At 49.3% G+C, this 14,749-nt stretch carries 8 protein-coding genes; 1 reads left to right on the plus strand and 7 read right to left on the minus strand.

All coding sequences use genetic code 11. The annotated features are described in order from the left end of the window. The first annotated feature begins 40 nt into the window (after positions 1–40). Entirely contained in the window at positions 41–1,570 is a 1,530-nt protein-coding gene (gene guaA / locus C8N47_RS15845) for a glutamine-hydrolyzing GMP synthase (RefSeq protein WP_107823551.1), read from the plus strand. A 3,093-nt stretch (positions 1,571–4,663) separates the two neighbouring features. Here guaA and C8N47_RS15855 read toward each other — a convergent pair. The 7 genes from C8N47_RS15855 to C8N47_RS15885 all read right to left on the minus strand — a co-directional run bounded on the left by C8N47_RS15855 (position 4,664) and on the right by C8N47_RS15885 (position 14,748). Continuing rightward, entirely contained in the window at positions 4,664–9,244 is a 4,581-nt protein-coding gene (locus C8N47_RS15855) for a rhamnogalacturonan lyase family protein (RefSeq protein ID WP_107823553.1), read from the minus strand. A 387-nt stretch (positions 9,245–9,631) separates the two neighbouring features. Beyond that, a complete protein-coding gene (gene rsxA / locus C8N47_RS15860) occupies positions 9,632–10,204 on the minus strand; it encodes an electron transport complex subunit RsxA (RefSeq protein ID WP_107823554.1) in 573 nt (190 codons plus the stop codon). A gap of 11 nt (positions 10,205–10,215) precedes the next feature. Then, positions 10,216–10,791: an RnfABCDGE type electron transport complex subunit E gene (locus C8N47_RS15865; RefSeq protein WP_245915732.1), complete on the minus strand. Its 576-nt coding sequence runs from the start codon at positions 10,789–10,791 to the stop codon at positions 10,216–10,218. A gap of 5 nt (positions 10,792–10,796) precedes the next feature. Continuing rightward, positions 10,797–11,411 (minus strand): RnfABCDGE type electron transport complex subunit G, encoded by a 615-nt coding sequence (locus C8N47_RS15870; protein ID WP_107823556.1) that lies wholly within the window; start codon positions 11,409–11,411, stop codon positions 10,797–10,799. A gap of 29 nt (positions 11,412–11,440) precedes the next feature. Next, entirely contained in the window at positions 11,441–12,424 is a 984-nt protein-coding gene (locus tag C8N47_RS15875; RefSeq protein ID WP_107823557.1) for an RnfABCDGE type electron transport complex subunit D, read from the minus strand. A gap of 39 nt (positions 12,425–12,463) precedes the next feature. Continuing rightward, a complete protein-coding gene (rsxC, locus tag C8N47_RS15880; RefSeq protein WP_107823558.1) occupies positions 12,464–13,795 on the minus strand; it encodes an electron transport complex subunit RsxC in 1,332 nt (443 codons plus the stop codon). An 11-nt stretch (positions 13,796–13,806) separates the two neighbouring features. Beyond that, positions 13,807–14,748, minus strand: coding sequence for a Fe-S cluster domain-containing protein (locus C8N47_RS15885; RefSeq protein WP_170111423.1), 942 nt, complete (start codon positions 14,746–14,748; stop codon positions 13,807–13,809). Position 14,749 lies beyond the last annotated feature (1 nt).

The following is a 14,749-nucleotide window of genomic DNA, read 5'->3' on the forward strand; positions in this document are numbered from 1 at the left end:
CTATTTTTTTATCTTTGCGCTTTCAATAAAAATCAGATTCATGCAAGAGAAAATTCTTATTCTTGATTTTGGTTCCCAGTACACGCAATTGATCGGTCGACGTGTGCGCGAGCTGAATATCTATTGTGAAATTCACCCGTTTAACCATTTTCCGGCAATCGACGAAACCGTCAAAGGGGTCATCCTGAGTGGTAGCCCTTCATCGGTTCGCGACGAAAATGCACCAATCCCTGATCTTTCGGCCATTAAAGGGAAAATGCCTTTGCTGGGCGTTTGCTATGGTGCGCAATACCTGGCGCATCATTACGGAGGCGAAGTGTTGCCTTCGGATTCACGTGAGTATGGTCGTGCTAACCTGGGGTATATCGATCAGGAAAACGAATTGTTCAAGCATCTGACTTTAAACACACAGGTGTGGATGTCGCACGGCGATACCATCGAGCGCTTGCCTGAAAACTACCAGGTGATTGCGTCGACTGCCGATGTGAAAAACGCCGCCTACAAAATCGGAGGTGAAGATACCTGGGCTATCCAGTTCCACCCCGAAGTGTACCACACAACCGAAGGAACCCAGTTGCTGAAGAACTTCGCTGTGGGTATTTGCGGTTGCAAACAAGACTGGACACCTGCTTCGTTCATTGAAACGACCGTGGCGCAACTGAAAGAGAAGATTGGTGACGACAAAGTTGTTCTCGGTCTTTCAGGTGGTGTTGACTCGACGGTAGCCGGGGTGTTGCTGAACAAAGCAATCGGCGATAAGTTGACTTGTATCTTTGTTGACAACGGTTTGTTGCGCAAGAATGAGTTCGAAGCTGTTTTGGATTCCTATAAAGGAATGGGCTTGAACGTGATCGGCGTTAACTCGAAAGATCGTTTCTACAAGGACCTGGCCGGCATTACCGATCCGGAACAAAAACGGAAGATTATTGGCCGCGACTTCATCGAAGTATTCGACGAGGAAGCACACAAAATACAAGATGTAAAATGGTTGGGGCAAGGTACCATTTACCCCGACGTGATTGAGTCGGTATCGGTAAACGGACCATCGGCAACCATTAAATCGCACCACAACGTTGGTGGTTTGCCCGAGAAGATGAACCTGAAAGTGGTTGAACCGTTGAACCTGCTGTTTAAAGACGAAGTTCGCCGCGTAGGTAAAGCGCTGGGCATTAAAGACGAATTGCTGGGCCGTCACCCCTTCCCGGGACCAGGCTTGGGTATTCGGATCCTGAGCGATATTACACCCGAGAAAGTGCGCATCCTGCAAGAAGCCGACTACATTTTCATCAACGGATTGAAAGAGTGGGGGCTTTACGACGACGTATGGCAAGCTGGCGTGATGTTGTTGCCGGTACAGTCGGTAGGTGTGATGGGCGATGAGCGTACGTACGAAAATGTTGTTGCGCTGCGTGCTGTCATGTCAACCGATGGTATGACGGCCGACTGGGTGCACCTGCCTTACGAGTTCCTGGCCAAAATGTCGAACGAGATCATCAACAAAGTGCGTGGCATCAACCGCGTAGTTTACGATATCAGCTCGAAACCGCCGGCAACAATCGAATGGGAATAATTCCCGAACAAATGATATAGCAAGAAGGGAGCCGGATGGTTCCCTTTTTTTATTGAAGCTCCCGTCGGGTGAAGCGCCTGCCTGCGGTAGGCCGGGTTTCAAACCGCATCGGGGATGCCTTAGGGACGGCCCCCGTCGCCCCCACTCTGTATGCAGAGAGGGGACAGAATTGAATTAATCCGCCAGGATTGGTTCAATTCAGGGGAGAGTTACCGAGGGCTGCTGGTATATGCTTTGAAAGTTCCTTTCACGGCGTTTCAGAGGCTGCTTCTTCTGGTTCTACTTTTGATTAAAGAGGATCTTTGTTCTACCGGACGGGTTTTCATTTTTGTAGTGACACAAAAACGAAACAAAAAGGTCATGGCTGATTTTTATCTGCAACCTCCATCTGCCGAAAAGCTAAGTTCATCCGGGTGATCTCCGACTCACGTCGGAGCTTCCCGGGTTCACTAAGCTTTTCGTTTGATTTCGGCATTGATAAAAATAGGCCAACCGGGTTCCAATTTTTTGGCATTGATCAAACCTCATTCTTATGCGTGGATGCGTTTTTTGCAATCTACCTGTAGCTTCGGGGTTCCCCGCTCTGCCCGCAGAGAGGGGACAGAATTGAATTAATCCGTTCGGATTAATTCAGTTCAGGGGAGAGTTACAGCGAACTGCAGGTATGCGCTTTGAAAGTCTCTTCCGCGGCATTTCAGAACCTACTCTTGCTCTATCAGGATCTTTGTCCTACCGGACGGGTTTTCATTTTTGTAGTGACACAAAAACGAAACAAAAAGGTCATGGCTGATTTTTATCTGCAACCTCCATCTGCCGAAAAGCTAAGTTCATCCGGGTGATCTCCGACTCACGTCGGAGCTTCCCGGGTTCACTAAGCTTTTCGTTTGATTTCGACATTGATAAAAATAGGCCAACCGGGTTCCAACTTTTTGGCATTGATCAAACCTCATTCTTATGCGTGGATGCGTTTTTTGCAATCTACCTGTAGCTTCGGGGTTCCCCGCTCTGTATGCAGAGAGGGGACAGAATTGAATTAATCCGCTCGGATTAATTCAATTCAGGGGAGAGTTACAGCGAACTGCAGGTATGCGCTTTGAAAGTCTCTTCCGCGGCATTTCAGAACCTACTCTTGCTCTATCAGGATCTTTGTTCTACCGGACGGGTTTTCATTTTTGTAGTGACACAAAAACGAAACAAAAAGGTCATGGCTGATTTTTATCTGCAACCGCCATCTGCCGAAAAGCTAAGTTCATCCGGGTGATCTCCTTCTGTCGGCGGAGCTTCCCGGGTTCACTAAGCTTTTCGTTTGATCTCGACATTGATAAAAATAGGCCAACCGGGTTCCAACTTTTTGGCATTGATCAAACCTCATTCTTATGCGTGGATGCGTTTTTTGCAATCTACCTGTAGCTTCGGGGTTCCCCGCTCTGTATGCAGAGAGGGGACAGAATTGAATTAATCCGCTCGGATTAATTCAATTCAGGGGAGAGTTACAGCGAACTGCTGGTATATGCTTTGAAAGTTCCTTTCACGGCGTTTCAGAGGCTGCTTCTTCTGGTTCTACTTTTGATTAAAGAGGAACCTTGTCCTACCGGACGGGTTTTCATTTTTGTAGTGACACAAAAACGAAACAAAAAGGTCATGGCTGTTTTGGACAACAACCCGACAACCCGACAACATGAGACAACCACGACAACGAGATATCAGTTAAGCTACCCCAATAGCATCCCTCCGGGATTGCGCTGAGCCTATCGGTTCGCTTTTCACCTTTCAGCATTCACGTGGAAAAACAATTGGTATCGTAGGCGGTGCTCATGGCGTGGGGACGCAATTCGGAAGTCTTTTTTTCGTGCTCATGGCATGGGGAAGCAATTCGGAAGTCTTTTTTGCATGCTCATAGCATGGGGAAGCAATTCGGAAGTCTTTTTTGCGTGCTCATAGCGTGGGGACGCAATTCGGAACTCTTTTTTGCGTGCTCATAGCATGGGGAAGCAATTCGGAAGTCTTTTTTGCATGCTCATGGCGTGGGGAAGCAATTCGGAAGTCTTTTTTTCGTGCTCATAGCATGGGGAAGCAATTTAGAAGTCTTTTTTGAGTGCTCATGGCGTGAGCAGTTAATTGTTGAGCAACATTTTCGTGCTCATGGCGTGAGCGGCCAATTGTTGGGCAACATTTTCGTCCTCATGGCGTGGGCAGCCAATTGTTGAGCAACATTTTCGTCCTCATGGCGTGGGCGGCCAATTGTTGGGCAACATTTTCGTCCTCATGGCGTGGGCAGCCAATTGTTGAGCAACATTTTCGTCCTCATGGCGTGAGCAGCCAATTGTTGTGTAACATTTTCGTCGTCATGGCGTGGGCGGCCAATTGTTGGGCAACATTTTCGTCCTCATGGCGTGAGCAGCGATAAAATGAACCCGGATGGGGTCTTGTCTTCAACTTTCATCGTCCGAAAACGAACTTCGCGGCTACTGCCGGTCGCCAATTGTAATTTCAGCATTCGGTCTAAGACACCGTCTGTAAAACGGTATAAAACGAAGCTGCCAGGACATTTGCGATGCCTGGCAGCTTTTTGAAATATGTAATCTAACTCGTTTAAGTTGAATGGCGATCAACAGCGAAGGAGCTCGTTTTGCCGACTTCCTTCGCTGTTGATCGCCTCTCTGTTTTGTTCAGAAAGTCTCTTTTTCGACGCTTTAGAGCCTATTCCTTCACTTCAACTTTTGATCAAAAATGAATCTTTTGTCCTACCGGACGGGTTTTCATTTTTGTAGTGACACAAAAACGAAACAAAAAGGTCATGGCTGATTTTTATCAAGACCTCCATCAAACGAAAAGCTTAGAGAAACCGGGAAGCTCCGTCGTGAGACGGAGATCACCCGGTTGAACTTAGCTTTTCGGCAGATGGCGGTTGCAGATAAAAATAGGCCAACCGGTTCCCAACTTTTTCTCATTGATCGAAACGCCTTCTTTCTTGTTGATGGCGTTTTAGACCGACAACCCGACAACTTTTGAGAACAACGACAACAGCATCGTTGAAAAAATCCGAAACTTTCATCCCTGTTGGTGATTACCCGGAATCATGCAGGTTTTTCTTTATTGAATGATGATTTTCTTCCGATACGGATTGACCTCGTTACCTACCCGCAGAATATAAATTCCTTTGGGCAGATGCCACAGCGAGAGTGTAACTGACTTGTTCCCATTGGTGGACTGTTCGAGTACCCGAGCGCCGTTTAAATTTTCAATCGTTATTGTTGACGCTGAACGCTGCTGGGGCAGATCAACCTTCAACAGGTCGGTTGTGGGGTTCGGATAAACGCGGATCCCGGGGCTGTCATTCAGGTCGTCGATGGCCGTAGCCACACTGCTTATTTTTACAATGCCGTTGGTGGTCAATTCCGAAAGGTCCCATTCGAGTCCTGCGCCCGGGCTGGCGGGTTCAACCGAACTAAAACTTCCCTGAATGGCTTCAGCGTCGAATACCTGGAAGCTTTGTCCGGCTTGGTATGTGCCTCCCAGCAACGAAAGATCCAGGGTGCCGGCCAGGGTAACAGTTCCGCTGACCGTTGTTTTGTCGCAGCTTTGGTCCGAGGCATCCGTTTCGACCAGGTAATAGGAACCGCTCTCAAACGTCAGGCTGTTGTTAACCGTCAGGTTGCCGATTTGTGCGGCCGATCCGGGGCTCAGCGAAGCACCGCTTGCAATGGTCACTGCTCCGTCGGTTGCTCCCAGCCCCGCCAGGATTGCGCCCGATTGTACCAAAACTGTTCCGTTTCCGGTAGCACTACCGGTTTGGTTGTTCAGCACGAGGGTGCCGTTTTCCACCGTTGTGCCCCCGGTGTAGCTGTTGGCATTGGTCAGGGTCCAGCTGCCCGCGCCGGTTTTGATGATGGCGGCCTGTGCTCCGCTTCCCTTAAACTGGTTGTTGTTAATTGTTCCGGCAAATGTTGTGGATGTGCCCAGGACGCCGACTTTCCAGCTTGTTGTGCTGCTCAGCTCACCTCCCGAGCCCAGTATCGCGCCTTCGCTGCCACTTAACTCGCCGATTTCGATGGTGGCATCGCGGCTTCCCCGGTAAACACAGAAAACCTGATCGTTTAGTTGGATTGAACTTGCCGCATAGCCGGCGGCGTTGCCCAAAATAAGCCAACCATCGTTGTTGGTACTTACGTTAATGGAGCCCGAAAAGGCAGACCAGTCGCCCATCAATTCGGAACGCACATAATCGGTGCTGAGGTTGAGCGTACCCGATCCGGTAAGTGCGCCGTATAGCACACAGCGCCCATCGAGCTCGATGGTGGCCTCCGAAGCGGCAGGAACAGCAATATCCCAGTACACATTATTATAGGACATGATGTCTCGATACATTTGCAGCCGGGCATTCTCCAGTGTTACCGTCGATCCGAGTCCGTTCATGCTGGCGTCGTCGTTGGCTAAAATCACCGAGCCGTTTCTGATTGTTGTTGCTGCGTGGCTCGAGGCCTGATTGAGCACGGTGGTGAAGTTCCCGTCGAGCGTTAGTTCCCCGGCTCCGGTGAAGGCTCCGTTCATGGTTATCGTGGCCCCCTCGGCAGCGCTAATGGTAGCTCCGGCTTCCCCGATGGTCATCGACCGGTCGGTGGTGCTATTGGCCGCTGTTAATTGAAGGGTGGCGTCGTTCAGGTACATCTTTTCAGCCTCGCCCGAAGCTGCTCCCAGGGCAGAGGCCTCGCCGGCGTTGCTTAATTCGGCAACCTCGGTTGTGCCGCCAACCAGCGATACTCCTCCGGTAAAATCATTGCTGGTCGAAATTGTTAAAGTCGATTCTCCGGATTTCTTCAGAGCTCCCCATCCGGTAATTTTGCCGCTTCCGCTGAAGCTGTAATCGTTGGCACCTTCAACGAGCATTTCGCCGATGGTAACGTCGCTGGTCAGGTTGACCGATGTTTGGCCGGCCCCGCTTTCGTTAAAGGTGACATAGTCGCCGTTCAGGAAGCGGTCCGATTGATCTTCCTGGAGCCAGTTGTAGGTGGTTTCAACATCCCAGTCGCTGCTGTCGCTTCCGGCCCACACAATGCTGCGGCTCACCTGCAAAACCAGTTTGCCATCCTGAAGACTCAGGTGACAAGGAATTCCCTGGGTACCTTCAAGCTTAATTTCGGATACATCGCCGCTGAAGTCCCCCTTATAGCTGATTAGGACGTATTCGCCGGCCTCCAGTTTATCGCCGGTTAAATTTAAAATGAAACGGCAGTCGTCGGTGATTGCAACATCACCTTCAACAACAAGCTGATCGTTATCGCTTGCCGGTGACGGCGAGAGGTCCAGATGCAGACGAGCACCTTCGTCGAGCGTCAGGTTGTTTTCAATACTTAGCGAGCTTGCCAGTCCGCTTGAAGCCCCCAGGTGCAGCTGCCCGCGGTTCAGTACGCTAACACTTCCGCCGATGGTGGCATTCAAAAATGCTTCCCCGTAGATGCCTACTTCTACTGAGCTGGCAGTCAGGGGGCGGTTCACGATCAGGGAGCCTTGGTATACTTTGGTCACACCGGTGTAGTCGTTTTCCACGTCGAGCGTTAAGCTACCGGTCCCTGATTTCAACAGCTCCATGCTTCCCGATAGTTTCCCGCTTCCCGAAAAAATGTAGTCGGTATGTGAGAAAACAGTGAGGCTGCGCGGTTGTAGTGTCGCTGTCAGGTTCACCGGAGAGCTGTTGTCGCCGGTAAAGTCGAATAGTACGTTTGTGCCGTCGGCATAAGTTGCCGATTGACCATCTTCGTCAACCCACGAAGCACTGCCGTCTCCCCAGTCGTTTCCCAGCACCCATCCAATTTTCTCGTTGATGTAGGGGTAGGGTACAGCTTCTTTGGTCTCGGCACCCAAATAAATGGCCGGGTGGGGCGGTTGGTTATACGAGTTGTTTTGCCAGGCCACAGCTATTCGGTACTGCGGATCGTGCATCAGCGTGGGAAGGCGGAAGTCGGTAAGGTCCGTGGTTGTGTAGATGCGCAGAAATGAATTATCGGAGCTGCGCACGACGAACTCTTCACGCCAGTCGCCAAACAGGTCAGCCTGCAGGCCGGGGTTTCCTTTTGTCCAGTTGTTAGAGGCCATACCGGTTGCCTCGAGCAGACTGTACACGCTTTTGGTGTTGGGGTCGTATTTGGAGACGCTTGGTGTGCCATAGCCAATATTGGTGTCGAAGTTAGAGTGGTCTAAGAACTCGCGAAGCAGGTCGCCATCCCACCAGATCATTTGACTCATCGGTACATTGTTCGAGCCAACCACTTCGCCGTTCACATTGTACATCGGACATTCGGTGGCCGCCCATAGCTCCCATCCCGGATAGTTTGGGTCGATATCGCCGGCTGTTGCGCGCCCGCAGTCTCTGTTCGAACTGTAGCGGATGCGCAGCTCCCCGTCCTTGGAGTTGCGAAGGGTGGCCCCCCAATAAGCTTCGTTCTCCAGGCATTGCCAGGTTTCCAGGCCCGGGGTATCGGGATCCATATCGGCGACATGCAGGGCATCGCCGTGTCCAAAACCGGTGGTATAAAGTCCTGTGCCATCGTTATCGATAATGTCGTTGGCATAGACAATTTCATCGCAGCCATCGCCGTCAACATCGGCACAGCTCAGGTTGTGGTTTCCCTGGCCGTGATAGGCGCTCTTTACGCCGTTGGGAGAGCTGTCCCAGGCCCATCGTTTATGCAGGCTGGTGCCGTCCCAATCCCAGGCTTCCATCTTAATACGTTCATAAATTCCGCGGCCAATCACGAACGATGGTTTGCGCCCATCGAGATAAGCAACGGTCCACATACATTTGGTCGAGCGGTGCGACAATTGTCCGATGTTATGGCCCGGAAGTCCCCACTGGCTAATGGGATCGCGGCTAATGTAGTTGTCCCAGGCCATCTCTTTCCCGGTTTCGCCGTTGAAAACAGAGATATAATCGGGGCCTTCGGAGCGATATCCCGAGGCAATCGAGCTCCGGTAGTTGGTTTTCCCATCGCCATCGCGGTCGCCGATATTAACGCCTGTTCCGTCAATCATACCATCGGAAGTGCGGGTGAGTACTTCAGCTTTCCCATCGCCGTCGAAGTCGTAAACCAGGACGTTCATTTCCACACCGTCGTAAATGTTCGGCCCCATGTTAACTTGCCACATGAAGGTACCGTCAAGCTCATAAGCTTCCAGCAAGTTGTAATCTGTCGACTCAATTTCTTTATTTACCGCCAGACGCTTCACCAGAATTTCGTATTGTCCGTCGCCGTCTAAATCTCCCACGGTACAGTCGTTTAGCGTGTAGGTCAGGTAACTGCCGTTTACCATCTGCATGGGAATATCCAGGTAGGGCTTAGCCCAGACCGGTACTTCCGCCGATGCGGCCTGCTCTACACCATCAACAATGGCGGATATGGCATAATGTGAACTGGCAGTGCCGCTGTCGTCGCGGTAATTGGAAGCTCCCGTGATGGGATCGCTGTTAATTTTAACACCGTCGCGGTAGATATTGTAAGAAACTTGCCTTAATTCGGTGGCCGGAATGCGCCACCCCACATAAACCGAGTTGTCGGTTGTTACGGCCAGCACGCCACGGTCGAGTTGCTCCATTTTGCGCTGGGCCGACACTTGTTTACTCATACTGCAGCATAGAATGCCAAGCAGAAATGAGAAAACGATTTTCGTCGTTCTCATACTGATTAGTAGTTAATGTAGTTAGTAGTAGTCTTTCTGTTTCTCGCAAAAATTTTTGAGAAAACGTTTCGAATATAATAAATAAATTTTTTGGTGTAAAAATATTTCGGGTTGAAGTGATCGTTGATTTGTTCTTGTATGGCAAAAAAGAGCCCTCGGACGGATGGAATGATTGTCTGTTTCAACGATGACTGTTTGGCGCCTTTGTCAATGGGTGTTTCGTCGGATTTTTCAGGAGAAAGGCCAGCTGGGTTTCAACACAATCGGAAAGATCGTCATTCGTGTGTGCCAATACCAGGCTCGATGGTCGGGTTCGTTCTGTGGATTATCCCTGAACGAAAAAAGGCAACCCGCAGGCTGCCTTTTCCATATTTGTTTTTTCGAAGCTTATACTAAACCGCTAAAGCCCATAAAAGCCATGGCCAGAATTCCGGCAACGATCAGGGCAATTGGTGTTCCTTTTAAGCCTTTGGGCACTTCAATTAAGTCGAGGTGCTCGCGGATACCGGCAAACAACACCAGTGCTAAACCAAAACCAATGGCATTGGCAATGGCGAAAACAACACTCTCCATCAGGTTATATTCCTTTTGGATGGTCAGGATGGCCACACCAAGGATGGCACAGTTGGTGGTAATCAAAGGCAAGAATACGCCCAGTGCCTGGTAAAGAGCAGGACTAACTTTTTTCAGGATGATCTCAACCAATTGCACCAAGGCTGCAATTACCAAAATGAAGGAAATGGTTTGCAGGTACCCGATATTAAACGGATCGAGGATATTCTTTTGAATTAAGTAGGTTACGATGGTTGCCAAAACCATCACGAACATAACCGCTCCCGACATACCAACCGCTGTTGAAATACGCTTGGATACCCCCAGGAACGGACAAATTCCGAGGAATTGCGCAAGAACAATGTTCTGTACGAATACGGCTGATATGATAATCAATATATATTCCATCTGTTAGTCTCCTATGCTTTTCTAAGTTTATTGATGAGGGCAATCAGGTAGCCCAATGCGATGAATGCTCCGGGAGCCAATACAAATAACAGCATGCCGTAATCTTCCGGGAAGATGCGAATGCCAAACATGGTACCTGCACCGAGGAACTCACGAATAGCGCCCAGAATTGTCAAGGCCATGGAGAATCCCAAGCCCATGCTTGCTCCGTCGACGGCTGATGAAAGCACATCGTTTTTCGAGGCGAAGGCTTCGGCACGTCCCAGAACAATACAGTTTACAACGATCAAGGGGATGAACAAACCTAAGCTTTTGAACAATGCCGGAAGGTAAGCCTGCATTAACAGCTCAACAACGGTTACGAAGGCCGCAATGATAACGATGAAACTTGGAATGCGCACTTTTTCGGGGATTACATTTTTCACCAGCGATACCACCATGTTGGCCATGATCAGTACAAATGCTGTTGCCAGCCCCATCCCCAGACCATTGATGGCTGATGAGGTTACCCCCAAGGTAGGACACATCCCCAACAACAGTACAAACGTCGGGTTTTCTCTGAAAAATCCTTTTGTGAAATTATCCATCTGTTTCATAATTCACCTCCTTCTGATACTTGTTCGGTGGTAGCAGCCGGTTGCTCTTGTTTGGCCTGAGCAGCTGCCTTAAATGTGTCGTAAGCGCGGCGCACCGATTCTAAAAAGGCCCGCGATGTGATGGTTGATGCTGTAATTGCGTCAACAGCACCGCCATCTTTGCTCACGTGCATGTCGGTTGTTGCCGGATTTTTCCCGATAATGTTTTGCCCGGGTTTGTCAGCATTGCTGAACCACGCCTGAGCTTTGGAGCCCAATCCCGGCGTCTCTTTGTGTTCCAGTACCTGGTAACCGCTGATCTCTCCATCGGGTTTGAAGCCGATCATGACATCAATTAAACCGCCAAAGCCATTTTTAGTGTACGATTTGATGGCCATACCCACCAGTTGTTGCTGAGCATCGTAAGCCGGGAAAACAACCAGGCTGTCGTTTGTGCCTTCAGCAGCAATTTTAACGGATTCGCCCAGCGCTGTAAAAGCAGGCAAAATTGATTTTATCGCTTCGTTTTGTGCTTTCACTTTAGCGGCCTCAATGGCGTCTTTGGTCAGGCTATGAACAAAGCCCAGAATGGTCGCCGACACAAAGGTGACCACAAAAAGGGTCAGCACCATATTTAAAAAACTTGATTTTATCGTAGCCATTACTTGTTCCCTCCAAAACGTTTAGGTTTCACATAAGCGTTGATCAGCGGAGTGAAGCCGTTCATAATTAAGATGGCAAAAGAAATACCTTCGGGATAGGCTCCGAAATTACGGATGAGTACGGTAATCAGCCCGATCCCCAAAGCATAGATGAATTGTCCTTTGTGCGTCATCGGCGAAGTAACCATGTCGGTTGCCATATAAATTGCACCAAGCATGGCACCACCGGTCAGCAGGTGAAATAATGGTTCGATAAATTTATCCGGGCTGATCAGGTGCATAGCTCCCTGGAACACGAAGATGGTTCCTAAGATGAATACCGGAATATGCCAGCTGATTACTTTTTTCCAAAGCATGTAGCCAAAACCCAGCAGCAACAGGGCTGCTGATATTTCACCCATGGAACCGGACATGTTACCGTACAACAGATCGAGGCTTGATGGTAAGTTGTGCATCAGATCTGATACAGGCTGACCGTTTTTGATCCCTTCTTTTAAGATTGCCAAAGGAGTAGCGGTTGTAACCGCATCGGTTTGCACGTGGATGTTAACCGGCCAGCTGGTCATTTGTACCGGGAAGGAGATCAACAGGAATACACGACCGACCAAGGCCGGGTTGAACGGGTTGTTTCCTAAACCTCCGAACGACAATTTACCAACGCCAATAGCAATCAATGCACCGATGATGATAATCCAACTTGGTATTGATGCCGGTACGTTAAAGGCTAGCAGAATACCTGTTAGGGCAGCTGATCCGTCGGTAATTTTCGGTTCTTCTTTTGTTATAAAACGTTGAATCAGGTATTCAAAGGCCATACAGGCGATTACAGCCAGTAGGGTAACGCGAATTGCTTCGACGCCAAACATGAATACCGACCAAACCAAAGCGGGTACCAGAGCCAAAATTACCCGGTACATGATCTTATTCACCGAGTCGCTGGTATGCACATGCGGTGAGGGTGATATGGTAAGCAGTTTACTCATTTTTATTTATTCTGAATAATTCGTTGATTTTCTATTGGTTTATTTTTTACGACTGCGGATGATTTGTCCGACTTTGCCTTTTCCTAAACGGATATAGTCGAGCAAAGGACGGTCGGCAGGGCAGGTGAAACTACATGAACCACACTCGATGCAGTCCATGATGCAGTCTTTTTCGGCCCGGTCCCAAATTTGTTTTTCAGAAATGGTCATCAACAGGAAAGGCTCCAGTCCCATGGGGCAAACGGTAACACAACGGCCGCAACGGATACAGTTTTGGCTGGTTTTACGTTTGGCATCCGTGTCGGGCATGATTAAGATTCCCGAAGTTCCTTTGGTCACCGGAACGTCCAGCGAGGCAATTGCTTTACCCATCATTGGGCCACCACTGATAATTTTGCCGGTATCTTCAGGAAGGCCTCCAGCGGCTTCAATCAAATCGTTGACCGGCGTTCCTACACGAACCATAAAGTTCGATGGATTTTTTACCGACTTTCCGGTTACCGTAACAACTCGCTCAATAAGCGGTTTATTCTTTTGCACAGCTTCGTAAACAGCATAGGCAGTACCAACGTTGCTGACCACTGCTCCAACAGCGATAGGCAGTGCTCCCGAAGGAACTTCGCGACCGGTCACCGCTTTGATTAACTGTTTCTCTCCACCTTGCGGATATTTTACTTTTAACGGTACAATTTCGATTGATGAATCGGAGGCAGTCAGTTGTTGCAGACTGGCGATTGCATCTTTCTTATTGTTTTCAATGCCGATATAAGCTTTGTTTACACCCAGTGCACACATCAGTATGCGAATGCCAACCAAAAGTTCGGCACCTTTTTCCAACATCAAGCGATGGTCGGCAGTCAGGTAAGGCTCACATTCCACTCCATTAATGATCAGCATTTCAGCTTTCGATCCCGGAGGTGGCATCAACTTGACATGAGTCGGGAAGGTAGCCCCTCCTAAACCGACAATACCGGCAGCATTAATCTTATCGATAATGGCTTTACTGTCGGTGTCGAATTTTTCGATCAGCTTGTCATCGGTTATGATCCCTTCAGCCCATTCATCGCCTTCAACATCGATGAAGATACCCTGTTTGGGATAGCCGGAAGCATCGGTTGCTAAATCAACTTTTTTAACTGTTCCGGAAACGGATGAATGGATGTTTGCTGAAACAAATCCGCCGGCTTTGGCGATGATTTGTCCTACTTTTACTTGATCTCCTTTTTTAACCAGCGCTTGTGCCGGTGCTCCAATATGTTGGGCTACGGGGATAAAAACACTTTTAGGTAAAGCCAGTTTCTCAATGGCTTTGTGCGCCGAAAATTTATTCTCAGCAGGATGAACCCCTCCAAGTTTGAACGTTTTTAGCACGATTGGCCTCCTTATTTAGTTTCGTTGTTTTTGGTTTTTTCGTCGCCGGCAGGCTTCTCTGTTGCTGCCGGTTTTTCTGCCTTAGGGGTAGCTTTTTTTTCAGCAGCCGTTTTGGGTGGCAGGTCTGTTTTGGGCTTGCGTGGCGGGAAGTTTACTTCGACAATGGCATTTGTCGGGCATTCCACCACACACTTGCGGCACAGTTTACACTTGTCCGGATCAATGTAAGCCAGGTTGTTGCTCACCGTGATTGCATCGAACGGACATACTTTAGCACATTTGCCACAGCCGATACAGGCAACAGAGCACGATTTGCGGGCCACACCACCTTTATCTTCGTTGCGGCACGAAACGTAGACCTTACGATCCTTCGGTGCTTTTTTGCGCAACTCAATCAAATTTTTCGGACAAGCGTCAACACAGGCACCACAAGCAACACATTTCTCGTCAATCACTTCGGGTAACCCAGTCTCGGGGTTCATGTGGATGGCATCGAAATCACAGGCTGCAACACAGTCGCCGTGGCTCAAACAGCCAAACTGGCATCCTGTTTCTCCGCTGTACAGCGATGCTGCAACGGCACAGGACGAGGCTCCGTCGAACTGGTTCACCTTCGGACGGTGGTCGCAACTGCCGCTGCAACGTACAACGGCTACTTTCGGTGTTTGCACCACTGCTTCCATACCCAGGATATCGGCAACTCCGGTCATGCAGTCATTGCCGCCCACCGGACAAAACAGCCCTGATAGCTCGTTGGCGTTAACGCAAGCTTCGGCGAAAGCCCGACAACCTGCAAACCCGCACCCACCACAGTTCGCTCCGGGGAGTGCTTTTTCTACATCATCGATCCGTGGATCTTCGTATACTTTAAATTTTTGAGCTACAAAATACAGAATCACTGCTGCCAGTGTTCCGATAGCGCTCAAACTAACAATCGTATAAACAATAGTCATG

This window comes from Mangrovibacterium marinum (assembly GCF_003046625.1).
Classification (GTDB): Bacteria; Bacteroidota; Bacteroidia; order Bacteroidales; family Prolixibacteraceae; genus Mangrovibacterium; species Mangrovibacterium marinum.

Coding starts and splice junctions, on each gene's coding strand:
- guaA (WP_107823551.1), top strand. CDS start 41: ATGCAAGAGAAAATTCTTATTCTTGATTTTGGTTCCCAGTACACGCAA.
- C8N47_RS15855 (WP_107823553.1), bottom strand. CDS start 9,244: ATGAGAACGACGAAAATCGTTTTCTCATTTCTGCTTGGCATTCTATGC.
- rsxA (WP_107823554.1), bottom strand. CDS start 10,204: ATGGAATATATATTGATTATCATATCAGCCGTATTCGTACAGAACATT.
- C8N47_RS15865 (WP_245915732.1), bottom strand. CDS start 10,791: ATGGATAATTTCACAAAAGGATTTTTCAGAGAAAACCCGACGTTTGTA.
- C8N47_RS15870 (WP_107823556.1), bottom strand. CDS start 11,411: ATGGTGCTGACCCTTTTTGTGGTCACCTTTGTGTCGGCGACCATTCTG.
- C8N47_RS15875 (WP_107823557.1), bottom strand. CDS start 12,424: ATGAGTAAACTGCTTACCATATCACCCTCACCGCATGTGCATACCAGC.
- C8N47_RS15885 (WP_170111423.1), bottom strand. CDS start 14,748: ATGACTATTGTTTATACGATTGTTAGTTTGAGCGCTATCGGAACACTG.